Source organism: Shinella yambaruensis (assembly GCF_022899355.1).
Lineage (GTDB): Bacteria > Pseudomonadota > Alphaproteobacteria > Rhizobiales > Rhizobiaceae > Shinella > Shinella yambaruensis.
The window spans coordinates 539528-563159 of record NZ_JALJCK010000001.1 but is presented as its reverse complement, the minus strand read 5'-3'; the positions used below and the strand labels follow the sequence as shown (position 1 = coordinate 563159).

General features: G+C 65.8%; 26 protein-coding genes and 1 tRNA gene. 15 read left to right on the top strand and 12 right to left on the bottom strand.

The features are described from left to right. The first annotated feature begins 5 nt into the window (after positions 1-5). Positions 6-137 (top strand): hypothetical protein, encoded by a 132-nt coding sequence (locus MUU56_RS32635; protein WP_263193826.1) that lies wholly within the window; start codon positions 6-8, stop codon positions 135-137. Further along, positions 134-460, top strand: a complete 327-nt coding sequence (locus MUU56_RS02825) for a DUF6105 family protein (RefSeq protein ID WP_244765796.1) — start codon at positions 134-136, stop codon at positions 458-460. Before MUU56_RS32635 ends, MUU56_RS02825 begins: the two co-directional genes overlap by 4 nt. Here the strand turns inward: MUU56_RS02825 and ruvX are convergent. Continuing rightward, positions 406-891, bottom strand: coding sequence for a Holliday junction resolvase RuvX (gene ruvX, locus MUU56_RS02820; protein ID WP_244765795.1), 486 nt, complete (start codon positions 889-891; stop codon positions 406-408). The genes MUU56_RS02825 and ruvX overlap by 55 nt on opposite strands. Positions 892-902: 11 nt before the next feature. After that, positions 903-1199 (bottom strand): alkylphosphonate utilization protein, encoded by a 297-nt coding sequence (locus MUU56_RS02815; protein ID WP_244765794.1) that lies wholly within the window; start codon positions 1197-1199, stop codon positions 903-905. A gap of 117 nt (positions 1200-1316) precedes the next feature. Between MUU56_RS02815 and MUU56_RS02810 the strand changes: the two genes are divergently transcribed. The 7 genes from MUU56_RS02810 to MUU56_RS02780 all read left to right on the top strand — a co-directional run bounded on the left by MUU56_RS02810 (position 1317) and on the right by MUU56_RS02780 (position 6997). After that, positions 1317-2021, top strand: a complete 705-nt coding sequence (locus MUU56_RS02810; RefSeq protein WP_244765793.1) for a metal-dependent hydrolase — start codon at positions 1317-1319, stop codon at positions 2019-2021. Between the two features lie 103 nt (positions 2022-2124). Then, positions 2125-2412 carry an Asp-tRNA(Asn)/Glu-tRNA(Gln) amidotransferase subunit GatC gene (gene gatC / locus MUU56_RS02805; RefSeq protein ID WP_244765792.1) on the top strand — a complete coding sequence of 96 codons (288 nt, stop codon included), beginning with the start codon at positions 2125-2127 and terminating at the stop codon, positions 2410-2412. Between the two features lie 3 nt (positions 2413-2415). Then, complete coding sequence (locus MUU56_RS02800; protein WP_244765791.1) at positions 2416-2880, top strand: GNAT family N-acetyltransferase; 465 nt, start codon at positions 2416-2418, stop codon at positions 2878-2880. A gap of 18 nt (positions 2881-2898) precedes the next feature. Continuing rightward, on the top strand, positions 2899-4380 hold the full coding sequence (gatA, locus tag MUU56_RS02795; RefSeq protein ID WP_244765790.1) for an Asp-tRNA(Asn)/Glu-tRNA(Gln) amidotransferase subunit GatA: 1482 nt from the start codon (positions 2899-2901) through the stop codon (positions 4378-4380). A gap of 257 nt (positions 4381-4637) precedes the next feature. Continuing rightward, positions 4638-4711 (top strand) — tRNA-OTHER (locus MUU56_RS02790). Positions 4712-5195: 484 nt separating this feature from the next. After that, positions 5196-6341 carry a slipin family protein gene (locus MUU56_RS02785; RefSeq protein ID WP_244765789.1) on the top strand — a complete coding sequence of 382 codons (1146 nt, stop codon included), beginning with the start codon at positions 5196-5198 and terminating at the stop codon, positions 6339-6341. A 143-nt stretch (positions 6342-6484) separates the two neighbouring features. After that, positions 6485-6997, top strand: coding sequence for a GNAT family N-acetyltransferase (locus tag MUU56_RS02780; RefSeq protein WP_244765788.1), 513 nt, complete (start codon positions 6485-6487; stop codon positions 6995-6997). Between the two features lie 34 nt (positions 6998-7031). Here the strand turns inward: MUU56_RS02780 and MUU56_RS02775 are convergent, their stop codons facing one another. From MUU56_RS02775 to MUU56_RS02765, 3 genes are all read right to left on the bottom strand, one after another. Beyond that, positions 7032-7289 carry a YjhX family toxin gene (locus tag MUU56_RS02775; protein WP_244765787.1) on the bottom strand — a complete coding sequence of 86 codons (258 nt, stop codon included), beginning with the start codon at positions 7287-7289 and terminating at the stop codon, positions 7032-7034. Positions 7290-7480: 191 nt separating this feature from the next. After that, a complete protein-coding gene (locus MUU56_RS02770; protein WP_244765786.1) occupies positions 7481-8383 on the bottom strand; it encodes an NAD(P)/FAD-dependent oxidoreductase in 903 nt (300 codons plus the stop codon). 85 nt (positions 8384-8468) lie between these two features. Further along, a complete protein-coding gene (locus MUU56_RS02765; protein WP_244765785.1) occupies positions 8469-8912 on the bottom strand; it encodes an Rrf2 family transcriptional regulator in 444 nt (147 codons plus the stop codon). A gap of 142 nt (positions 8913-9054) precedes the next feature. Between MUU56_RS02765 and gatB the strand changes: the two genes are divergently transcribed. The 4 genes from gatB (at position 9055) to MUU56_RS02745 (ending at position 12307) form a co-directional block, all read left to right on the top strand. Next, complete coding sequence (gene gatB / locus MUU56_RS02760) at positions 9055-10557, top strand: Asp-tRNA(Asn)/Glu-tRNA(Gln) amidotransferase subunit GatB (protein WP_244765784.1); 1503 nt, start codon at positions 9055-9057, stop codon at positions 10555-10557. A 65-nt stretch (positions 10558-10622) separates the two neighbouring features. Next, positions 10623-11123: a GNAT family N-acetyltransferase gene (locus MUU56_RS02755; RefSeq protein WP_244765783.1), complete on the top strand. Its 501-nt coding sequence runs from the start codon at positions 10623-10625 to the stop codon at positions 11121-11123. A 153-nt stretch (positions 11124-11276) separates the two neighbouring features. Then, positions 11277-11672: an NADH:ubiquinone oxidoreductase subunit NDUFA12 gene (locus MUU56_RS02750; protein WP_064329820.1), complete on the top strand. Its 396-nt coding sequence runs from the start codon at positions 11277-11279 to the stop codon at positions 11670-11672. A gap of 179 nt (positions 11673-11851) precedes the next feature. Further along, on the top strand, positions 11852-12307 hold the full coding sequence (locus MUU56_RS02745; protein WP_244765782.1) for a DUF2155 domain-containing protein: 456 nt from the start codon (positions 11852-11854) through the stop codon (positions 12305-12307). A gap of 230 nt (positions 12308-12537) precedes the next feature. Here MUU56_RS02745 and aat read toward each other — a convergent pair whose 3' ends face one another. From aat to MUU56_RS02720, 5 genes are all read right to left on the bottom strand, one after another. After that, complete coding sequence (gene aat, locus MUU56_RS02740; protein ID WP_244765781.1) at positions 12538-13152, bottom strand: leucyl/phenylalanyl-tRNA--protein transferase; 615 nt, start codon at positions 13150-13152, stop codon at positions 12538-12540. Positions 13153-13164: 12 nt separating this feature from the next. After that, positions 13165-14511, bottom strand: a complete 1347-nt coding sequence (gene accC, locus MUU56_RS02735; RefSeq protein WP_244765780.1) for an acetyl-CoA carboxylase biotin carboxylase subunit — start codon at positions 14509-14511, stop codon at positions 13165-13167. Between the two features lie 10 nt (positions 14512-14521). Beyond that, the gene (accB, locus tag MUU56_RS02730) at positions 14522-14989 is read right to left on the bottom strand and encodes an acetyl-CoA carboxylase biotin carboxyl carrier protein (RefSeq protein WP_244765779.1); all 468 of its coding nucleotides are present in this window, start codon (positions 14987-14989) and stop codon (positions 14522-14524) included. Positions 14990-15009: 20 nt separating this feature from the next. Then, positions 15010-15447, bottom strand: a complete 438-nt coding sequence (aroQ, locus tag MUU56_RS02725; protein ID WP_244765778.1) for a type II 3-dehydroquinate dehydratase — start codon at positions 15445-15447, stop codon at positions 15010-15012. A gap of 149 nt (positions 15448-15596) precedes the next feature. Then, on the bottom strand, positions 15597-16355 hold the full coding sequence (locus tag MUU56_RS02720; RefSeq protein WP_244765777.1) for a DsbA family protein: 759 nt from the start codon (positions 16353-16355) through the stop codon (positions 15597-15599). Between the two features lie 206 nt (positions 16356-16561). Between MUU56_RS02720 and MUU56_RS02715 the strand changes: the two genes are divergently transcribed. After that, positions 16562-17713, top strand: coding sequence for a pyridoxal phosphate-dependent aminotransferase (locus tag MUU56_RS02715; protein WP_244765776.1), 1152 nt, complete (start codon positions 16562-16564; stop codon positions 17711-17713). A gap of 82 nt (positions 17714-17795) precedes the next feature. On the opposite strand, the gene MUU56_RS02710 is transcribed toward MUU56_RS02715, so the two are convergent. Next, entirely contained in the window at positions 17796-18560 is a 765-nt protein-coding gene (locus MUU56_RS02710; protein ID WP_244765775.1) for an SDR family oxidoreductase, read from the bottom strand. A gap of 190 nt (positions 18561-18750) precedes the next feature. Further along, positions 18751-21621 carry an Rne/Rng family ribonuclease gene (locus MUU56_RS02705; RefSeq protein ID WP_244765774.1) on the bottom strand — a complete coding sequence of 957 codons (2871 nt, stop codon included), beginning with the start codon at positions 21619-21621 and terminating at the stop codon, positions 18751-18753. A 635-nt stretch (positions 21622-22256) separates the two neighbouring features. Between MUU56_RS02705 and MUU56_RS02700 the strand changes: the two genes are divergently transcribed. Further along, positions 22257-23498, top strand: coding sequence for an N-acetylmuramoyl-L-alanine amidase (locus MUU56_RS02700; RefSeq protein WP_398431770.1), 1242 nt, complete (start codon positions 22257-22259; stop codon positions 23496-23498). Positions 23499-23632: the final 134 nt, after the last annotated feature.

Below are 23632 nucleotides of genomic sequence, written 5' to 3'. Positions count from 1 at the left end.
CGGTCATGACGACCCTGTTTTGTTTTGCGGCGGTGGATATCGTCGTTCCGCTTCTCGTCATCGCCGCGGGCGTGGCGGCCAGCGAGATCGTCTTTGCGGCCGGCGACCTTCTCGCACCGAAGAGGAGGGCGGCATGAAGTGGTTCCTGATTCTCTGGGCCGGCCCCATCGCGCTGCTCGGCAGCTGGTACGGGCTTTCCTACTACGACATGAGCTTCGGCTTCTTCATGCTGACGCGCGATACGCATGACCTGGTGTTCCAGATCTACGGCCATATCCTCGGCATCCCGCCGGAGGACCTGCCGCCGCTGGTGCTGCGCGCCATCATCGTCGACAGCTTCCTCGTGCTCGGCATCATCGCGTTCCGGCGCCGCGGGAAGATTGCCGCCTGGTGGCAGGCCCGCCGTCAGTCGGCGCCGGCCGCCCTTGCCAGCGACGAGAGCCTGTCCAGTGCACCCTGAAGGATGAAGGAGGCGGCGGCCGAATCGATGCGTTCGGCCCGCTTCCTGCGCGACACGTCCATCTCGATCAGCGTGCGCTCCGCCGCCACCGTCGACAGCCGCTCGTCCCAGAAGACGAAGGGAATGTCGGTCTTTTCGGCCATGGAGCGTACGAAGGCGCGTGTCGCCTGGACGCGCGGCCCGGCGCTGCCGTCCATGTTCATCGGCAGGCCGATGACGAAGGCGGCGACCTTCTCCTTCGCCGCGAAGGCCAGCAGCACCTCGGCATCCTGGGTGAACTTCACGCGTTTCAGCACCGGACGCGGCGTCGCCAGCCGCCGGCCGAGATCGGAGACCGAAAGCCCGATGGTCTTCGTGCCGAGGTCGAGGCCGGCGATCGGCTGGCCGGGCGCGAGCGTTGCGGCCAGTTCTTCCAGTGTCAGCGTTGCCATGAAGGCCCCTCTCAGCGCTTGCGCACGAATTCCGTGCGCAGGACCAGGCCCTTGATCGTCTCATGCCGGCAGTCGATCTCCTCCGGATTGTCGGTGAGGCGGATCGACTTGATCACCGTGCCCTGCTTCAGCGTCTGGCCGGCGCCCTTCACCTTCAGGTCCTTGATGAGCACGACCGAATCGCCATCGGCAAGCACGGTGCCGCTGGCATCGCGCACCTGGTTCTGCGCCGCCTTCTCCGCGGCGATTTCGGAGGCCGGCCGCCATTCGCCGGTCGCTTCGTCATAGATATAGTCGTCGTCGCTCATGGCGGCTCCTTGCATGTTGCTCCATCTTCAAGGCCACGCTTATAACGATCCGGCGATGGATGGAAACGGCCTTCGCCGGTTCTATATTGCGCCAAGGACCCCAACGGGAGAACAAGCATGAAAATCACCTGGCTCGGCCACTCCGCCTTCCGGATCGAAACGGCGAAAGCCAGGATCCTGATAGACCCGTTCTTCACCAGCAATCCCGCCTTCGACGAGGCGACCCGCAAGGACGCGGTCGCGGGCCTTACCCATATCCTGCTGACCCACGGTCATGGCGACCATGTCGGCGATACGATCAAGATCGCGAAGGAGACCGGCGCGACCGTGCTCGCCAATGCGGACCTTGCCGCCTGGCTCGGCGCCAAGGGCGTGGAAAAGGTCGACATGGGCAATACCGGCGGCACCGTGCAGTTCGACGGTTTCTCGACCACCTTCGTCAATGCGCTGCATTCCTCCGCGCAGATCACCGAGGACGGCGTCTCCCATTCGCTCGGCAATGCCAACGGCCTCGTCCTGCATTTCGAGGACGAGCCGACGCTCTATCACATGGGCGACACCGACATCTTCTCCGACATGGCGCTGATCAACGAGCTGCACCAGCCGGAAATCGGCCTCGTGCCGATCGGCGACCGCTTCACCATGGGCGGTGCCGTCGCTGCGCTCGCCTGCCAGCGCTTCTTCACGTTCGACACGGTCATCCCCTGCCACTACGGTTCCTTCGGCCTGCTGGCGCCGACGGCCGATCTTTTCGTCAAGGCGATGGACGGTGCTTCGGCGAAGATCGAGGTGCCGGGCGTCGGCAGCGTGGTCTCGCGCTGAGGGGGCGAAAACGGGCGAGGGGGCGTGGAAGGGGCCATTCCCCCGTTGCGCCCCTTGGGCTTGGTCAGTATAGCGGGTAGAAATTTCTGAGCGGAGACCACCCATGTCCGTAGATCTAGCCACCGTGAAGCGCGTCGCGCGCCTTGCCCGCATCGCCGTCAGCGAGGAAGAGGCAAACCGCATGACCGGCGAGCTGAACGGCATCCTCGGCTTTGTCGAGCAGCTGTCCGAAGTCGATGTCGACGGCGTCGAGCCGATGACCTCCGTCACGCCGATGGAAATGAAGAAGCGCCAGGACGTCGTCAACGACGGCAACAAGGCGGATGCCATCGTCGCCAATGCGCCGGCCTCCGAGCGCAACTTCTTCCAGGTTCCGAAGGTGGTGGAGTAGTCCTTGGCCGTCACCCTCGCCATCGAGAGCCCGCTTGACGATGAGGTTCGCGCGCTGGTCGCGGAGCTGAACACCGTCCTGCTCGCGCTCTCGCCGCCGGAGGCCTGCTACCACCTGACCGTCGAGCAGATGGCCGAGCCGACCGTGACGGTCTGGATCGCCCGCGACGAGGGGACCGTCGTCGGCTGCGGCGCGCTGAAGCGCCATTCCGCGGCGGTGGGCGAGGTGAAGCGCATGTTCACCCGGCCGGACTGGCAGGGGCAGGGCATCGGCCGGCGCATCCTTGGTGAGATCCAGGCCGCCGCCGAACGGGAAGGGCTGGAAACGCTCGTGCTCGAAACCGGCGACCGTCATCCGGCCGCCTGGGCGATTTACGAGAAGGCGGGCTTTACCCGCTGCGGTCCCGTGCTCGACTACCCGGATTCACCCTATTCCATATTCTATCAAAAGCAGCTTCGCGCTGCCTGACCCGAAGTGACCGCACCCATGACCGATCTGACCCGCCTGACCATTGCCGAAGCCCGCGAAAAGCTCGGCGCCAAGGAGATCACCGCCGTCGAGCTGACGGATGCCTATCTCGGCGCGATCGAGGCGGCGAACCCGACGATCAACGCCTATGTCGCCGTGACGCCGGAAAAGGCGCGCGACATGGCGAAGGCCTCCGACACCCGCATCGCCGCCGGCAAGGCCGGCGCGTTGGAGGGCATCCCGCTCGGCATCAAGGACCTGTTCGCGACCGAGGGCGTGCACACCCAGGCCTGCAGCCACATCCTCGACGGCTTCAAGCCCAGATACGAATCGACCGTCACCCAGAACCTCTGGAACGACGGCGCCGTCATGCTCGGCAAATTGAACATGGACGAGTTCGCCATGGGCTCTTCCAACGAGAGCTCCTATTACGGCGCGGTCAAGAACCCGTGGCGCGCGAAGGGCTCCAATGCCGATCTGGTGCCGGGCGGCTCGTCCGGCGGCTCGGCGGCGGCCGTCGCCGCGTTCCTGTGCGCCGGCGCGACGGCGACGGATACCGGCGGCTCCATCCGCCAGCCCGCCGCCTTCACCGGCACCGTCGGCATCAAGCCGACCTATGGCCGCTGCTCGCGCTGGGGCATCGTCGCCTTCGCCTCCTCGCTCGACCAGGCCGGCCCCATCGCCCGCGACGTGCGCGATGCGGCGATCCTGCTGAAGTCCATGGCGAGCGTCGATGCCAAGGACACCACCTCCGTCGACCTGCCGGTGCCGGATTACGAAGCCGCGCTCGGCCAGTCGCTGAAGGGCATGCGCATCGGCATTCCGCGCGAGTACCGCGTCGAAGGCATGCCGGAGGAGATCGAGGCGCTCTGGCAGCAGGGCATCGCCTGGCTGAAGGAGGCCGGCGCCGAGGTCGTCGACATTTCCCTGCCGCACACGAAATACGCGCTGCCGGCCTACTACATCGTGGCGCCCGCCGAGGCCTCGTCGAACCTTGCCCGCTATGACGGCGTGCGCTACGGCCTGCGCGTCGACGGCAAGGACATCGTCGACATGTACGAGAAGACCCGCGCGGCCGGCTTCGGCCAGGAGGTCAAGCGCCGTATCATGATCGGCACCTACGTGCTGTCGGCCGGCTACTACGACGCCTACTACCTCCAGGCGCAGAAGGTCCGCACGCTGATCAAGCGCGACTTCGAGCTCGCCTTCAATGCCGGCGTCGACGCGATCCTGACCCCCGCGACGCCGTCCTCCGCCTTCGGCATCGCCGACGAGGAGCTCGCATCCGATCCCGTCAAGATGTACCTGCAGGACATCTTCACCGTCACGGTGAACATGGCGGGCCTGCCGGGCCTATCCGTGCCCGCCGGTCTCGACCACAAGGGCCTGCCCCTCAGCCTCCAGCTCATCGGCAAGCCCTTCGAGGAGGACGTCCTCTTCAAGACCGCGCATGTCATCGAAAAGGCAGCCGGCCGCTTCACGCCGGCCAAGTGGTGGTAAGGGGGCTTTCAGCTCCCCCATCCGCAGCCGCGGGCCCACGGTTTCGATCGCCCGATCGTGTCGTAACGGCAACACCTGCCGTTACGACAGGCGCGCCTGCGCCTTTTTCGCTTGATCCTTCCCGAAGTCGAGAATAAACGCGCCCTCCCGGTCGTTCAGCCGGTGCGGATGTCAACGGATGGAGTTTTTCCGCTCCTCCCGCGCGCGGCGGCCCTGCCGTCGTCGTGTACGGATGCCGCACCGAGAAGACTGGTATTGCGGACCTAGCTCAGTGGCAGAGCGCCGGACATTCCTCCGGAGGTCGCGGGTTCGATTCCCGTTGTCTGCTCCATTGGATAGCTCAGTGGTAGAGCATCAGACTGTTACTCTGACTGTGGAAGGTTCGAATCCTTCTCCAAACAGCCTTCCAAGCTGTCTTACATCCGGTCCGGGGACCGGACTGCGGACGGCGGACCGCAAGCGGGCCGAAAGGCGCACGTGCGGAAAGCCCGACGCCGGACGTCTGCGGTCCGGTTCGCGGTGATGGTCAAGCCGCCTTCCGGCCGGCAAGGGCGCTGTGGCGCCCGCGCCCGCCGAAGGGCCGCGCGATCCTCTCCCGAAAACCCGCCGCCGGTGGCCGTCAGCCGGTTCCCGGATCATGCCTGTTGAAAGATACCCCGCCCGCAGGTTCCCCGGGCGATCCGGGTTTCCTCGGGAACTGGCAAGGGAAGCGAAGCCTGCTTTGGTTCGCGGCATCCCGCCGCCGATGCCAATCGAAACCAACGACGAAAGGACGATCGGTTCATGACGTAGCGTATGACCGAAGGAGCAGAATGATGACGATATTTCTCGATGGGATCCTGGGGCGCAAGCGCGTCCTCGTGAAGGCAAACGAACGGGTGCTCGCCCTCTACAGGGGAGAGATCCTCGGCATTTTCGGCGCGGGCGAACACACCCTGCCGAACCGCCGCGGCATGCTGGAGCTGGAGCGTCACGACGTGAACCGGCCGGCCTTCGTCTCGGCCTACGAGAAGCCGTTGTTCGACAGGCTCCCGGAGCTCGCGCAGCGCGAGCTGACGGTCTTTCGCACGAACGCCCGCGAGGTGGCCGTCGTCGAGCGCGACGGCGAGCTCCACGCGGTTCTTGCGCCGAACCAGAAGCTTACGGCCTGGAACGCGGCAGGCCCGTGGACCGAAACGCGCGTCGATCTTGCCGGCGGGCTCGATGTCGATCCGGAGCTGATGCGCCGGCTGACGCGGGCGCGCCGCCTGGAACTCGTCACGGCCTTCATGGTCAATGACGGGCAGGTCGGCCTGCTGACCGTCGACGGGACGCACCAGCGCATGCTGGAGCCGGGCCTCCACGCCTTCTGGAACGTCGGCCGGACGATCCAGGTGCGCGTGGTCGACCTCAAGCGCCAGTCGCTCGACGTCACCGGTCAGGAGCTGCTCACCCGCGACAAGGTCACGATCCGGGTGAACATCGCTGCCGAATATCGCGTCGTCGAGCCGCTGAAGGCGGTGTCGGAGGTCAAGGACTTCGCGGATGCCCTCTACCGGGCGCTGCAGTTCGCCTTCCGCCAGACGCTCGGCACGCTGACGCTCGACCAGATCCTCGAACGCAAGGTGACGGTCCATGCGGAGGCGGCCGAGAAGGTCCGCGCCGACATGGCGGCGATCGGGGTCGAGGTCTCGGCCATCGAGCTCAAGGACGTGATCCTGCCGGGCGAGATGCGCGACATCCTCAATCAGGTCGTCGCCGCGGAGAAGCAGGCCGAGGCCAACGTCATCCGCCGCCGCGAGGAAACGAACGCCACCCGTTCGCTCCTCAACACGGCGAAGGTGATGGCGGAGAACCCGGTCATGCTGCGGTTGAAGGAGCTGGAGGCGCTGGAGGCCATCGCCGGCAAGGTCGAGCGCCTGACCATCCACAACGGGACGGCGGGCCTGATGAACGACCTCGTGCAGCTCCGCGACAAGTAGGGGATCGCCCGGCCGGAAGGCCGGGCGGTTCCGTTTGTGCCGGCATTCGCCCCTTTCTCCCCATCATCTCCGTGGATAGCCGTGCGCCTCCCTCGCCAAGCCTTTCCGGCAGTGCTTTCATGGCAGCGGAAAGGACTGTCCGCATGATCGCCGTTCGCAATGCCCGTGAGGACGATGTTCCGGCTCTCGTCGAAATCGGCGTCCGGGCCTGGGAACAGGCCGTCGTCGGGGTCGCCGACCTCCAGGTGCGGCGCGACTATGCCCGCAATGCCTTCCAGCAGTTCCTCGCCCGCCACTGGCTGCGGGTGAGCGTTGCCGAAGTCGAGGGCTGGCCGGCGGGATGGGCGTCGCGCGAGGCGCTGGACGACGAGATCAGCGACCTCTGGATCGATCCGCCGCAGCAGAAGAAGGGGCTCGGCGCCGCCTTGCTCGCCGCCATGGAGGCGGAGATCGTCGCGGCGGGCTTCGAAGCGGCGCGCCTGCAGACCCATGCCCGCAACACGGTGGCCGTCGGCTTCTTCCAGAAGCACGGCTATAGCGTGAACTGGCTGTCCATCGACTATTCGGAACGCCTCGACCGCGACGTCGAATCGGTCGGCCTGCGCCGGCAGCTCGTCGCGGATGCGCCAGCCGGCTACGGGCCGGGCGGGTTCTGAGGGGAGGCGGGCTTTCGCCGCGCCTCCAGCCGGTTCACTGGTTGTCCTGCTGCGAACGCACCAGCTCCAGGCCGCGCTGCGTGATGCGGTAGGGCCTGCCGCCGGAGGAGGCGATGCATCGCCGGCGTTTCAGCTTGCGGAAGAGGTCGATGTCGAGGCCGCTTGCCCGCCAGCCGTCCCGCGTGATGCAGGCGACCGTCATGATCTTCCGGTTTTCGTCTTTTACGATGTCGATCCTGCCGCCCTGGGCGAGCAGGTGGAGAATGCGCTGTTCGGCGCGCGAAATGTCCATTGTCTTGAGAATCCGTCCGGCGTTCGAATGAACGCGAAAAAACGTTCCGCCACCCGGAAGTGGCAGGGCTCATCGTTTTTCCAGACCCTGCGCGCAAGCTTAGCGGGCAGGGTCCTCAGCAGGTCTCAGACGAGTTGGACATCAAAACTCCATTTGCGGATGCCCCGGAATAGCCGGGGCATCCGCAAAGGTCAATGCGCCGGCCAGATCAGGGAGTGATGCAGGAAGACGGCGGTCTTCACCCCGTTGGCCGCGGCGAGCGAGATGTTCGCCGGCCCGAGCGCGATGTCGCCGGCCGCATAGAGGCCGGGCAGGGAGGTCTGGCCGGTGTCGTCGGTGTGGAGGATGTTGCCGATCGGCGTCTCCTTCAGCGTCAGGCCGCGCTCGGCCGGAATGGCGCTCCGCACCCGTGCCTCCGGCATCACGAAGAGCGCCTTGATGAGGGTCGGGATGCCCGGCCCCGTCTCGACGGACAGCATGCCGTCCGGCCCGTCGGCAATGGCGGTGACGCGGCCCGGCCGGAGCTTCACATTGCGTTCGGCAAGCACGGCAAGGGCCGCATCGTCCGGCTCCGGCGCCATGTTGGTGAAGAGCGTGACATTGCCCCAGTCGGCGACCACCGCCGCAAAGCGCGCCGCCTCGGCGGTGCGCGCCAGGACGCCGACCGGGCCGCCGCCGACCTCGTAGCCATGGCAATAGGGGCAATGCAGCACCGTCTTGCCCCACCGTTCGGCAAGGCCGGGGATCGCCGGCAACTGGTCCTCGAAGCCGGTGGCAAGCAGCACGCGGCGCGCCTCGATCCGCCTGCCGTCACCGGCGACGACGGAGAAGGCGTCCTTCTCGCCCTCCAGCCGCTCGGCCGGCACGTCGCGGAAGGTGACGGTCCCGTAGGCGGCAAGCTGCCGGCGGGCGTCGGCGAGGATGTCGCGGCCCGGCCGGCCGTCCTGGGCGAGGAAGCCGTGCGAATGGGCGGCGAAGCGGTTGCGCGGCTCGCCGGTGTCGAGAATGGTGATGCGGCGGCGGGCGCGGGCGAGCTGCAGGGCGGCGGAAAGGCCGGCAAAGCCCCCGCCGATGATGATGGCATCTTCGGTCATGGTTCATCCTTTCTTTGGAACGTGCGGCATCGCGCGCCCGAGGGGTCTCGGTCGTTCGATGCAGGGTATCGGAGGGCGTTCCCGCTTAGCCGGTATCGGCCCGGCAGTGTTTCGCCGCCACCCGGAAATCGGCGGCGAGGTCTGCCAGCGTCGTGCCGGCGAAGCGCGCCATCAGGATCGCCTCGGCATCCTTCAGCGCCTCGCCGATCACCCGGTTGACGGATTGCTCGACAACGCAGCCCGGCATTTCCGTCGCCGGGCCGATCTGGAAGACGATCGGCTCGCCGAGCGCGTTGTAGATGTCGAGCAGCGAGATGTCGGCGAGCGGCCGGGCAAAATGCCAGCCGCCGCCATGGCCGCGGCCGGACTGCACGATGCCGGCCTCGCGAAGGCCTGCCATGGTGCGCCGGACGACGACGGCGTTGGTGTCGAGGCAGAGCGCAAGGTCGTCCGAGGTCATCGGCGCCTCGCGCTCGGCCATGTGCATGAGGGCGTGAAGCACGGCGGAAAGGCGGCTGTTTCTTTTCATGTAACAATAATAGTTACGAATCGCCCTGCCTGTCAACCGGCGGCCGGGGGAAGAGGGGCCGGATATGCGGCAAAGCCTTGCACCGGCCGGCCATATGTTCTACCGAGGCAGGCAAATCCGAGGCTTTCGCAAAGAGCATCCCATGACCATCGTCGACGTCCGTACCCCCGATCCGAAACGCTTGATCCCCGGCGCCACCGGCGACTGGGAAGTCATCATCGGCATGGAGGTGCACGCCCAGGTCCTCTCCAATTCCAAGCTGTTCTCCGGCGCCTCCACCGAATTCGGCAAGGCGCCGAACGCCAATGTCTCGCTCGTCGATGCCGCTATGCCGGGCATGCTGCCGGTCATCAACGAGGAATGCGTCAAGCAGGCCGTGCGCACCGGCCTCGGCCTGAAGGCTGAGGTCAACCACCGCTCGATCTTCGACCGCAAGAACTACTTCTATCCGGACCTGCCGCAGGGCTACCAGATCTCCCAGTTCAAGGACCCGATCGTCGGCGAGGGCAAGATCACGATCTCGCTCGGGCCCGACCGCCAGGGCAATTTCGAGGATATCGAGATCGGCATCGAGCGCCTGCACCTGGAGCAGGATGCCGGCAAATCGATGCACGACCAGCATCCGACCATGTCCTATGTCGACCTCAATCGTTCGGGCGTCGCGCTGATGGAGATCGTCTCCAAGCCGGACATGCGCTCGTCGGACGAGGCGAAGGCCTATATGACGAAGCTGCGCTCCATCGTGCGCTATCTCGGCACCTGCGACGGCAACATGGACGAAGGCTCCATGCGCGCCGACGTCAACGTCTCCGTGCGCCGTCCGGGCGAGCCTTTCGGCACGCGCTGCGAGATCAAGAACGTCAACTCCATCCGCTTCATCGGCCAGGCGATCGAATATGAAGCCCGCCGCCAGATCGGCATCCTGGAGGACGGCGGCACCATCGACCAGGAAACCCGTCTCTTCGACCCGGGCAAGGGCGAGACGCGCTCCATGCGCTCGAAGGAAGACGCGCACGACTACCGCTATTTCCCCGATCCGGACCTCCTGCCGCTGGAATTCGACAACGAGTTCGTCGGCAAGCTGCTCGCCGGCCTGCCGGAACTGCCCGACGACAAGAAGATCCGCTTCGTCAAGGATCTCGGCCTGTCCGTCTACGACGCCTCGGTGCTCGTCTCGGAAAAGGCGATCGCCGATTATTACGAGGCCGTGGCCGCCGGCCGCGACGGCAAGATCGCCGCCAACTGGGTCATCAACGACCTGCTGGGCGCCTTGAACAAAGCCGGCAAAGCCATTGAAGAGACTCCGGTTTCACCCGCCCAGCTTGGGCAGATCATCGATCTCATCAAGGACGGCACGATTTCCGGCAAGATCGCCAAGGACCTCTTCGAGATCGTCTGGAACGAGGGCGGCAACCCGGCCGAGATCGTCGAGGCGCGCGGCCTGAAGCAGGTGACGGATACCGGCGCCATCGAGAAGGCCGTCGACGAGATCATCGCCGCCAACCCGGACCAGGTCGAGAAGGTGAAGGCCAAGCCCACGCTTGCCGGCTGGTTCGTCGGCCAGGTGATGAAGGCGACGGGCGGCAAGGCCAACCCGCAGGCGGTGCAGGCCCTCGTCAAGGCCAAGCTCGGCATCGAGGACTGAAGCGATTCCAGGAAAAGTGTGAAGCGGTTTCCGTCCGGAATCGCTTCAAAACAAAGGAACTTTCCATGTTCTTCGTCCGCACGGCCTCCGAGCGCGATCTGGCGAAGGTCAGCGCGCTCCTGGCCGAGACGTGGCATGCCACCTATGACGTGCTCTACGGCGCCGACAAGGTGAACGAGATCACCGCGCGCTGGCATTCCGTGCCGGCGCTGAAAGCCCGGCTGGAGCGCAAGGACAGCGAGTTCGTCGTCGCCGACAACGGCAAGGAGCTTGCCGGCATGGGGTATGCGGCCATGGCGAAGGATCGGCCGAAGGCGGCGTTCCTGCACCAGCTCTACGTGCTGCCGCGCTACCAGCGCCAGGGCATCGGCCGCGACATGTTCGCCGAGCTCGAGACCTGCTTCCCGGATGCCAGCACCATGCTCCTGGAGGTCGATCCGCGCAACGAGGCGGCGGTCGCCTTCTACCAGGCGCACGGCTTTGCCAAGGTGGGCGAGGCGCGGCATACGGCGGACGCGATCTCCGGCGTGCCATTGGATGTCTACGAGAAGCCGCTCGGCGGCTGACCCGCGGCGAAAAGCCGTGGGCGAAGGGGCGGGAATCGCTGGACATTCCGGTGCTCTCGCGCCATAAGCGGAGGAAAGATCGCCCGCTTTCCGCGGGCGGCCCAACAGTCTCGGGCCGCGCTTCCGGCACGGCCCTGCCAAGGACGCCAGCCCATGAACCTTCTCAAGCAGATCTTCACCTGGTGGAACGGTCAGACGATCGGCACCCGCTTCCACACCTGGCGCTTCGGCACCCGGGTCGGCCAGGACGAATTCGGCAATGTCTATTACCAGGGCGGCAAGGATTCCGAAGGCCGCACGCGCCGCTGGGTGATCTACAACGGTTATGCGGAAGCCTCGGCCATTCCCGCGGGCTGGCATGGCTGGATGCACCACCGCACCGACGTTTCCCCGGCCGACGAGACGTACCAGGCCCGCGAGTGGGAAAAGCCGCACCGCCAGAACCCGACCGGCACTGCCCAGGCCTACCGTCCGCCGGGCTCGCTTGCCGCCGCCGGCGAACGTCCGCGCGTGACGGGCGATTACGATGCCTGGACGCCGGGCAACTGATACCGATTTGGCCACATTTCGCCGCTAGAGCAATTCCAGCAGAAGTCGCGAAGCGGTTTTGCGCCCGGAATTGCGTTAAAACAAAGAGTTAGAGTGCTTTGGTTTTTCGAGGAGAAGCCAAGGCACTCTAACTCCAAGCGACCGGCGCGGGCCGGAGCGGTTCGCAGGAGACGGCATTCATGACATCAGGGTTTTTCTCGGCAAACGCCGGACGGCGGTTCCTTGTCGCCGCGCTTGCCGTGGCCGCCGCGGGCGCCGGGCTGATGCCGGTGGTCGCCGATGCCGCCCGCATCGAGAACCCGGTCGCCGTCTTCTCCGGTATCGACAAGATCACCGGCCGCATCACCAATTTCGACGTCTATCTCGGCGAGACCGTGCAGTTCGGCGCGCTCCAGGTGACCCCGAAGGTCTGCTACAGCCGCGACGACACCGAGGCGCAGAAGGTGACCTCCTTCGTCGAGGTCGACGAGATCACGCTCGACCGCAAGATCCGCCGCATCTTCACCGGCTGGATGTTCGCCGACAGCCCCGGCCTCAACGCCGTCGAGCACCCCGTCTATGACGTGTGGCTGACCGAGTGCAAGGCAAAGTCCGACGTGCCGCCGCCGGAAGACTCCGAAGCGAAGGCGCAGTAAGGCGCTTTCCACGAACGTTGCGTCTGCGGCTGTGGATCCTCGGGTCAAGCCCGAGGATGACGGAGGGGAGGAGACGGCTTCCTCCCATCGAACGGTTCGGCATGCAGTACCGGAACGATGCGGCATCGAGCGGTGCGGCATACGGGGGACTGCTTTGTCGCTGACTTCCCTTCTTCCGTCATCCTCGGGCTTGACCCGAGGATCCACGACCCGCAGCGCCACCTCTCCGTTCAAAACGGCAGGTGCGGCGAGGCCAAGGCGTTCGCCAGCATGTCCTCGTACTCGATCTTCGGCACGTCGATCGCGCCGAACGTCTTCAGGTGCTCCGTGGTGAACTGTGTGTCGAGCAGCCGGAAGCCGCGCGCCTTCAGCCGTTCGACGAGGTACACGAGACAGATCTTCGATGCATCCGTGCGCCGCGAGAACATGCTCTCGCCGAAGAAGGCCGCACCGAGCGAGACGCCGTAGAGGCCGCCGACGAGGTTTTCCCCCTCCCATGCTTCGACCGAATGGGCGTGGCCCATGCGGTGCAGGGTGCCGTAGAGCGACTTGATCTTGGCGTTGATCCAGGTGGAAGGCCGATCGGGCGCGGCCGCCGCGCATGACGCGAGCACGGCGTCGAAGGCGGTGTCGAAGCGGATGTCGAAGGGCTTCTTGCGGATCGTCTTGGCAAGGCTGCGCGAGACGTGGAACTCATCGAGCGGGATGACCCCCCGCATGTCCGGCTCGACCCAGAACAGTTCCGGGTCGTCGGCCGAATCGGCCATCGGGAAGAGCCCGATGGAATAGGCGCGCAGAAGCAGGTCCGGGGTGATTTCCGGGTGCCGGCTGCGTCGCCCTGCCATGACCGACGCCCCTCAGGCGTCGGTTTTGCTGGCCAGATAATTTTCCAGCCAGTGGATGTCGTAGTCGCCGTTGGCGATGTCCTGGTTACCGATCAGGTCCTGGAAGAGCGGCAGCGTCGTCTTGATGCCGTCGATGACGAACTCGTCCAGCACGCGGCGCAGGCGCATCATGCATTCGACGCGGGTGCGGCCGTGCACGATGAGCTTGCCGATCAGGCTGTCGTAGTAGGGTGGGATTTTATAGCCCTGATAGGCGCCCGAATCGACGCGCACGCCAAGGCCGCCCGGCGCGTGGAAATGCGTGATCGTGCCCGGCGAGGGAACGAAGGTGCGCGGGTCCTCCGCATTGATGCGGCACTCGATGGCATGACCGGAAAAGACGATGTCCTCTTGGGTCACCGACAGGCCGGCGCCGGAGGCGACGCGGATCTGCTCGTGCACGAGGTCGATGCCGGTGATGGCCTCGGTGATCGGATGCTCCACCTGCAGGCGAGTGTTCATCTCGATGAAATAGAACTCGCCGTTCTCGTAGAGGAACTCGATCGTGCCGGCGCCGCGGTATTTCAGCTTCTTCATGGCGTCGGCGCAGACCTGGCCGATCTTCATGCGCTGCTCGACATTGAGGGCGGGGGAGTTGGCCTCTTCCCAGACCTTCTGGTGGCGGCGCTGCAGCGAGCAGTCGCGCTCGCCGAGATGCACGGCATTGCCCATGCCGTCGCCGACGACCTGGATTTCGATATGGCGCGGCTTGCCGAGATACTTTTCCATGTAGACGGCGTCGTTGCCGAAGGCGGCGAGCGCCTCGGAGCGGGCCGTGGAGACGGCTTCGTCAAGATCCGCCTCGGATCTGGCGACCTTCATGCCGCGGCCGCCGCCGCCGGCGGTGGCCTTGATGAGCACGGGAAAGCCGATCTTGCGGGCGACTTCCAGCGCGTTCTCCGGCCTGACCTCGCCGTCGGAGCCGGGAACGACCGGGATGCCGAGTTCCTGCGCCGTCTGCTTGGCGGTGATCTTGTCGCCCATGATGCGGATGTGCTCCGCCGTCGGGCCGATGAAGGTGATGCCGTGCGCGTCGAGGATTTCCGCGAACTTGGCGTTTTCGGACAGGAAGCCGTAGCCCGGATGCACGGCGTCGGCGCCGGTGATCTCGCAGGCCGCGACGATCTGGTGGATGTTCAGGTAGCTCTCGCGCGACGGGGGCGGGCCGATGCACACGCTCTCGTCGGCGAGGCGCACATGCATGGCGTCGGCATCCGCCGTCGAATGCACGGCGACCGTGGCGATGCCGAGCTCCTTGCAGGCCCGAAGGACCCGAAGGGCGATTTCGCCGCGGTTGGCAATGAGGACTTTGGAGATCATGGGGGCCGCCTTATTCGATGACGATCAGCGGTTCGCCGTATTCGACCGGGCTTGCATCCGAGACGAGGATTTCGGTGACCTTGCCGGAGCGCGGCGCCGGGATCTGGTTCATCGTCTTCATGGCTTCGATGATGAGGATGGTCTGGCCTTCCTTGACGCTCGCGCCGACCTCGATGAAGGGACGGGCGCCCGGGGCGGGCGAGAGATAGGCCGTGCCGACCATCGGGGCGGTGACGGCGTTCTTGTTGCTGCGCGCATCGGCGATCGGAGCGGCGGCGACCGCGGCCACGGCAGGCGCGGCGAAGGCAGGGGCCGGGGCGGCGATGGGCGCCTGGACGAATTGCGGCGTGCCGGCGCGCGAGACGCGGATGCGCAGATCGTCCTGCTCCACTTCGATTTCGGTGAGATCCGTCTCGTTGAGGATGTTGGCGAGATCGCGGATCAGCGCCTGATCAATGCCGTTTTTCTTGTCAGACATGGAAGAGCCTCTTGTTTTTCTTATTTCGTGATGGACGAAAGCGCGTGAAGCGCGAGGATGTAGCTGTGCGCGCCGAAACCGCAGATGACGCCCTTGACGGCGGGCGCGATCATCGACGTGTGGCGGAATTCTTCGCGGGCATGCACATTGGAAAGGTGCAGTTCGACCACCGGGATGCTGACGGCGCGGATGGCGTCGTGCAGGGCGATCGAGGTGTGGGTGTAGGCACCGGCATTGATGGCGACGCCGGCGGCGGTATCGCCGGCCTCGTGGATCCAGTCGACCAGGTCGCCTTCATGGTTGGACTGGCGGAAGTCGACGGCAAAGCCCAGCTTCTCGCCCTCGGCCTGGCAGAGCGCCGCGATATCCGCAAGCGTGTGCCCGCCATAGATGCCGGGTTCACGTTTGCCGAGGGCGTTCAGGTTGGGGCCGTTGAGCACGAAAAGAGTGGATGCCATTCGCAATTCCGCATGCTGGATAGACAATTACCTATAGACCGGCGGTTTCCACAGGGAAAGCCCCAAGGGCAGGGGCTTTGCCGGTCGAACGGGGCGATGTCCACAAGCAGCGCCGGCTGAACACGACCGGCATGGCAGGAAGATGGCGGTCAGCAGGTCGCCTTGCCGCAGGCCCGGACATTGGCGATCTTTTCACGCAGGTCGCCCGCACCGACCGCACCGAACACCATCTCCTGCCCGAGCACGTAGGAGGGCGTGCCGGTGATGCCGAGCTCGTTGGCCAGCGAATAGGCTTCGCGCACGGCGTCGTCATGCGGCTTGTCGGCCATGGTCTTGCGGACATCAGCCTCGGCAAGCCCCATCGTCGCGGCAAGAGCGATCGCGCTTTCTTCCGTTGCACGGCCCTCGTTGCCCAGCAGCGCGCGGTGGAATTCGCCGTATTTTTCCGGCGCGAGGTCGCGCACGGCGGCACTGACCTTATGGGCGGCAAGCGAATCGGGGCCGAGGATCGGCAGCTCCTTCAGCACGAAGCGGACGTTCTTGTCCTCCTCCAGGATCTCGTCCATGTCGGAGAGCGCGCGCTTGCAGTAGCCGCAATTGTAGTCGAAGAACTCGACGATGGTGACGTCGCCCTTCGGGTTGCCGAGCGCGATGTCGTAGGGCGAGGAGAAGATCGCCTTTTCATTGTCGGTGATGGCGCCCTGGGCCTTCGCCTGCTGCTGCGCCTCCTGCTTCTTCTGCAGGGCTTCCTGCACGTCGAGCAGGATCTCCGGGTTCTCGACGAGGTATTCCTTGATGAAGTCGCCGATTTCCTTCTTCTGTGCATCGTCGAGGGCAAGGGCGGGCAGGGGGGCTGCGACCGAAAGGGCAAGGGCTACGGTGGCCGCGAGCTTCGTCTTGAATGTCATGTCTTTCCTGTCCTCGTCGTGATGCGCCGGAGAAGTGCCATTGGCGGCCCTGCACGTCAATGCGGGCCGCGGCGCTTTCAACGACCTTATGGTCGGGCAGGGGCAAACGATAGGGTAAAAGCGGCGGATTTTCGGCCCTCGCGGGATTGTGAAGACGGGCATCTTGCGGCAGGAAGACGCGACCCGAAGAACCGGAAGGCAGTCCCATGAAACTCTCCCGCCGCGGCGCCGTCGAACCCTTTTATGCCATGGATGTGCTGGCCGAGGCGACGAAGCGCCGTGCCGCCGGCCGGCCGGTGATTTCCATGGCCGTCGGCCAGCCCGTGCATCCCGCCCCGGAGGCGGCGCGCGACGCGGCCCGCCGCGCGCTCGATGTCGGCCGCATCGGCTATACGGATGCGCTCGGCCTGCTTTCGCTGCGCTGCGCCATCTCCGGTTTTTACCGGCGCCATCACGGCGTTTCCGTCGATCCGGGCCGAATCGCCGTCACGACGGGCTCGTCGGCCGGCTTCAACCTCGCCTTCCTGGCGCTGTTCGATGCCGGCGACCGCGTCGCCATCGCGCGGCCCGGCTACCCAGCCTATCGCAACATCCTCGCCGCGCTCGGCATCGAGACGGTGGAGATCGAGGTGAACGCGGAGAACGGCTTCACGCTGACGCCGGCAGCGCTGGAAGCGGCCGCCGCCGCCCATGGCCGCATCGACGGCGTGCTGCTTGCCAGCCCCGCCAATCCGACCGGCACGGTGACCGGCCGCGCCAACCTTGCCGCGCTTTCCGCCTATTGCCGGGACAACGGCATCGCCTTCATCTCGGACGAGATCTATCACGGCCTCACCTTCGTCGGCGAGGAGGCGACGGCGCTGGAATTCGGCGAGGAGGCGGTCATCATCAACTCCTTCTCGAAATACTATTGCATGACCGGCTGGCGCATCGGCTGGATGGTGCTGCCGGAGGCGCTGGTGCGCCCGGTCGAGCGCATCGCGCAGAGCCTCTACATCTCCGCGCCGGAGCTTTCGCAGATCGCGGCGGAGGCCGCGCTCGGGGCGGAGGCGGAGCTCAATGTCTATCGCGACGCCTACAGGGCGAACCGCGATTTCCTGGTGAAACGCCTGCCGGAGATCGGCTTTGCCGTCGCCTCGCCGATGGACGGCGCCTTCTACGCCTATGTGGATGTCAGCCGCTTCACCAATGACAGCATGGCCTTCGCCCGGCGCATGCTCGCCGAAACCGACGTCGCGGCGACGCCCGGCGCCGATTTCGACCCGCGGGACGGGCACCACACGATGCGCTTCTCCTATGCCGGCTCCTTCGAAGAGATGCGCGAGGCGGTCGACCGCCTCGCGCGCTGGCTCGCCTGAAACGGGGAAAATGATACCGTTTCAGGCGCTTGTGGCGGGAAGCGGATTCAATCCCGCAAGGCCCTGATTCTCCTTGTGAGCCTCAGACCCGGTTGATCGACACGCCGCCGTCGACGAGCATCGCCGTGCCGGTCGTGAAGCTGGAGGCATCCGAGCATAGGAAGAGCGCGGCCGCGGCGATCTCCTCCGGCGCGGCGATGCGCTTGAAGGCATTGAGGCCGGCGATGAAGTCGCGGGCTTCCGGCGTGTTCGCCACCGTCCGCCCCATCGGCGTGTCCGTCGCGCCCGGCAGCAGCGCATTCACGCGAATGCCCTTCGGCCCGTATTCCGAGGCGAGCACCTGCACGAGGCCGACAAGGCCGGATTTCGAGGCGGCATAGGCGGCAAGCCCCGGAAAACCGGCCGTGTAGCCGACGAAGGTCGAGGTGAAGACGAGGCTGCCGCCGCCCCGCGCCTCCAGCGCCAGCAGCTGGTACCTGGCGGCAAGGAAGCCGCTGGTCAGGTTGACGGCGACGACATCCTGCCATTCGGCAAGCGAAAGGGCGGTGAGGGGACCGACCGGGCCTGTCGTGCCGGCATTGTTGAAGGCGATGTCGAGGCCGCCGAATTCGGCCTGCGCCGCTTCGACCAGCGCCTGGTGATGGGCCTCCTCGCTCACATCGCCCGGCACCGCGATGGCGGCGCCACCCGCGGCACGGATCTCGCCGGCGATTTCATCAAGCTGTTCGCGTCTGCGGGCGGAGAGCACGAGCCTGGCGCCCTGCCGGGCAAAGAGAAGCGCGGCGGCGCGGCCGATGCCGGAGCTGGCGCCGGTGACGATGGCGGTCTTGTTGTCGAGACGGGGCATGGATTTCTCCCTTGCTGGTTTCATGCGGAGCTGCATGTCGCAGAAGGCAGTGGCGGGAACCACCCGATTCCCGCGCGCAAGAATAAGGCCCGGACGATGCCGGGCCTTTCCAGTCTTGAAAGAGGGTGGTTTCCCAAGCAATTCCGGCAAAGCGGGAAGCCGCCTTGCGTCGGGAATTGCAGTGAAGCGACTAGAAGAAGCCGCGGCGCTGCCACCAGCCGCCCTTCTTGGGCTTTTCCGGCTCTTCTTCCGGTGTCGCTTCCTTCTTCGCCGAAGATTTCACCACCGGCTCGGAGGCGATCTTGGAAAGGTCGCGATTGGCGCGGGCGGGTTTCGCCGGCTCTTCGAGGTCGGCAGAGGCGGTCTCGACCTCCGGTTCCACCGGTGCGGCGTCCTCGGCAACCGTCGTGGCGACCGGCTGGGCCTCCACCTCGCTGCGGGCGGCCTCGTCGGTGGCCGCCTCTTCCACGGCCTTGGCGCGGCTGCGGCGGGCGCGCTTCGGCTTGGCCGGCGCCTCTTCGGCAACGGCTTCGACCGGCGCTTCCTCGGCGGGGGCAGCCGTCTCGGCGACCTCCACCTCAGCGACCTCGACCTCGGCGGTCGTCACCTCTTCGGCGTCGTCCGCATCGCCATCGGCCTCTTCCGCGTCTTCGGCGCCGGCTTCGAGCGAGCCGTCCTCGGGACGGTTGCGGCGGCCACCGCGCTTGCCGCGGCGGCGGCGCTTGCGGCGCTGGTCGGAGGCATCGTCGGCCTGCGCCTGGGGCGCGTCCGCAGCCTCTTCGCCCTCGGCATCGTCGTCGTCGAGCACATCTTCATCGCCGGCCTGCTCGCCGCCGAAGGAGGCGGTGTCCGTGCCGTCGCCATTCTCGCGGCCCCGGCCCCGCCGGCGGCGGCGGCGCTTGCGCTTGTTGCGGCCGTTCTCGTCGGAGGCGGACGAAGCCTGCGCGGCCCCGGCGGGACGCGCTTCTTCCTCTTCCTCGTCGATCTCCTCCTCGATCAAGACGTCGTCGTCGTCTTCCGGCTCGGGTTCGAAATGCAGGATCTGGTCGATCTTGACCGGGTTCTCGACCGGCTCGCCACGATCGATCGCAAAGTGCTGCGCGCCGACATGGGCATCGGCCTCGATGATGATGACGACGCCGAAGCGGCCTTCATAGTCGATGATCGTGCCGCGCTTGTGGTTGAGCAGGTAGAGCGCGATGTCGGGCGTGGTGCGCACGGTGATGTTGTGCGTCGTGTTCTTGAGCAGATATTCCTCGATGCCGCGCAGGACGTGCAGCGCGACCGACGACTGCGAGCGCACATGACCCGTGCCGTTGCAGTGCGGGCAGGTCTGCATGGTGGATTCGAGAACCGAGGCGCGGATGCGCTGGCGCGACATTTCCAGAAGGCCGAAATGCGAGATGCGGCCGACCTGGATGCGCGCGCGGTCGTTCTTGAGATGGTCCTTCAGGCGCTTCTCGACGGCGCGGTTGTTGCGCTTCTCCTCCATGTCGATGAAGTCGATGACGACGAGGCCGGCAAGGTCGCGCAGGCGCAGCTGGCGTGCCACTTCCTCGGCAGCTTCCAGGTTCGTCTGGAGCGCGGTCTCCTCGATGGAATGCTCGCGCGTCGAACGGCCGGAGTTGACGTCGATCGAGACGAGCGCCTCGGTCTGGTTGATGATGATGTAGCCACCGGACTTCAGCGTCACCTGCGGCTGCAGCATGCGGTCGAGCTGGGCCTCGATGCCCGAACGCGAGAAGATCGGATGCACGTCGCGATAGGGCTGCACGACCTTCGCATGGCTCGGCATCAGCATCTTCATGAAGGCCTTCGCCTCGCGATAGCCTTCCTCGCCGGCGACGATGATCTCGCTGATGTCCTTGTTGTAGAGGTCGCGGATCGAGCGCTTGATGAGCGAGCCTTCCTCGTAGACGAGGCAGGGCGCCGTCGAGGCGAGCGTCAGCGTGCGCACGTTCTCCCACAGGCGCATCAGGTATTCGAAGTCGCGCTTGACCTCGACACGGGTGCGGTTCGCGCCGGCGGTGCGCAGGATGACGCCCATGCCCTGCGGAACCTCGAGGTCGCGAGCGATCTCCTTCAGGCGCTTGCGGTCCTGCAGGTTGGTGATCTTGCGGGAAATGCCGCCGCCGCGCGCCGTGTTCGGCATCAGGACGGAGTAGCGGCCAGCGAGCGAGAGATAGGTGGTCAGCGCCGCGCCCTTGTTGCCGCGCTCTTCCTTGGCGACCTGCACGAGCAGGATCTGGCGGCGCTTGATGACTTCCTGGATGCGGTACTGCTTGCGCGGCTTGCGCACGACGCGGTCCGGAACCTCTTCCATCGCGTCTTCCGCGCCGACGGATTCGATGACTTCCTTCTCCTCGCCGTGATGATCGTCGTCATCGTCGTCGTCATCGCGGCGACGGCGGCCGCGCGAACGCTCGGCGGGCTCGGAAATCTCGTCGGTATCGACGGCCATGGCCATCGCGCCGCCGGGCGTCTCGTCGTCGCTGCTTTCGGCCGGGGCGGCGACCTCTTCGGCAGCCGGCGCGTCCTCGGCCTTCGCCTTGGCCTTGCGCGGGCGGCGCGGCTTCTTCGGCTTTTCGGCCGGCGCCTCTTCCGCAAGGGCGGCAGCGGCTTCGGCAACTTCCGGTTCGGCCTCCGTGGCGGCGGCGACGGGCACCTCTTCGTCGGCAGCCGGGGTTTCGACGGGCTCGATTTCGGTAGCTTCCGTGTTGTCGGAAAGGTCGGATGCGGTCTCGACCGGCTCGATATCGTCGTCGCGGCGGTGCTCTTCGGCCTCGGCCCTCAGCAGCGCCTGGCGGTCGGCCAGCGGGATCTGGTAATAATCCGGGTGGATTTCGGCGAAGGCCAGGAAGCCGTGGCGGTTGCCGCCATAATCGACGAAGGCCGCCTGGAGCGACGGTTCGACGCGTGTGACCTTGGCGAGGTAGATATTGCCGCGGATCTGTTTCTTGTATTGGGACTCGAAGTCGAATTCTTCTATGCGGTTTCCGCGGACGACAACGACGCGCGTCTCTTCAGCGTGAGACGCATCGATAAGCATTTTCTCTGCCATGTAGATTGAGCTCCTCGGCGCAGCCGCAATCCTGACGGCAACCTGATCCCTTCAGGGGAAGTGCCGTAGGAGGAGAGGGATGCGCCGGATATGTAAGTTCTCGTCGGGCCCCGGTGCGGGGTTGGCGGACGGAGGGCGGTCGGTACGCGAGCGTCCCGGTGCCAGTTACCCTCTGATAAAATCCGCTGTGACAACATCAACGTCCAACGAGAATGCCTGTGCCATAGACCTGATCGGTCCGATGAAATTGCCCTTGGGTAAGGGCGGTTGGTGGAAAATCCACCTTGACTGTTCCGGCCACCGCCGGTTTACGCGATCTTATCGGCCGGGAAAAAGCGGTGCGACGGCGGATGAAGGCCCGGTTCGGCGCCAAGCCCCGAAGGAGTGGCTGCCTGCTCTAAGCGATTCTATCCCGTCTATTCTTTTTCCCTGATTTTGCTTTTATGGCGGATATGTCACAATGGCAAGGGAAAAGCCAAAAGCGTCATAATCTTGATGGATTTGCCCCTATGGCTGGCCGAGTGCTGCGACATCGCCTCCCGGCAAGCTTTGGTTAACCATATGGGGGCATCTATGGGCCTTGTCCCGTGCCGCATCGCGCGGTTTCCACGCGTTTGAACGGACTGCCAGTGGTGATGCTACGCCTTCTGACCGAAACCCTTTTCCGCGTCGCGGCCGGTGCGATCGTCGTGATGCTCAGCCTGTCGCCCGTCACGCCGGCCCTTGCCGTTTCCGCCTCGGCCGCCCCGCTGCTCGCCTTTTCCGCGCGCATTGCCGGCGACGATGCCCGTACCCGCCTGATCATCGATTTCGACCGCAAGCCGGATTTCGAGGTCCATTACGTCGCCAATCCCTACCGCGTGCTGATCGATCTGCCGGAGACCGACTTCGGCGTGAAGGCGGAGGAGCTGGAGGCGCGCGGCATCTTCTCCGACATCCGCTACGGCACCATGGCGGCCGGCCGCTCGCGCATCGTCCTGACAGCCTCGCGCCCCGTCGGCGTCGTGCTGGCCGAGGTGCAGGAAGAAGAGGGGGCGGCGAGCTACCGGCTGGTCGTCGATACGGCGATCGTCACCGACCAGGCCTTCCAGGCCCTCATGGAAAAGCAGAGCTGGCAGGAGGCCGCCGTCCCGGCAAGCGCCGAGCAGGCGCCGGTCATGCTGCCCGGCAGCCGGGCGGGCGGCCCCTTCGTCATCGCGGTCGATGCCGGCCACGGCGGCATCGACAACGGCGCGCGCGGCGGTGTCACCAAGACGGAGGAAAAGCATGTCACGCTCGCCTTCGCCCGCCAGCTGACCGAGGCGCTGAACGCGCTGCCCGGCACGCGCGCCATCCTCACCCGCGACAAGGACGAGTTCCTCTCCCTGTCGCAGCGCGTGCAGCTTGCCCGCAACGAGGGGGCGAACCTCCTCATCTCGATCCATGCCGACACGCTGAAGCAGAAGGACATCCGCGGCGCGACCGTCTACACGATCTCCGACAAGGCCTCCGACAGCCTCGCGGCAAGCCTTGCCGAGCGCGAGAACCTGTCCGACCAGATCGCCGGCATCTCCTTCGTCGACGAGCCGGCCGAGGTTGCCGACATCCTGCTCGACCTGACGCGCCGCGAGACCCAGGCCTTCTCGATCAATCTCGCCCAGAGCGTCGTCAGCAATTTCAAGGACCAGGTGCTGCTGATCAACAACCCGCATCGTCATGCCGGCTTCCGCGTGCTGACCGCGCCGGACGTACCCTCGATCCTGCTCGAACTCGGCTTCATGTCGAACAAGGACGACGAGCAGCTGCTGATCGATCCCGCCTGGCAGAAGAAGGTGGCGGGCCTTGTCGCCAAGGCGGTGGAACAGTACCGCGCGACGGTCGTCGCCAACGGCGGCTGAGCTTTTTCGGCGCGCGGGCGCGGAACATGCTAGGCTCGCCTGTGCCGGAAAAGTGACAGCGGCCGCCATTGTGCGGTGGCGAAGCCGGGATGCATGCTGTAAGCCCTATTTTCCTCACATTCCGATCGCTAGAC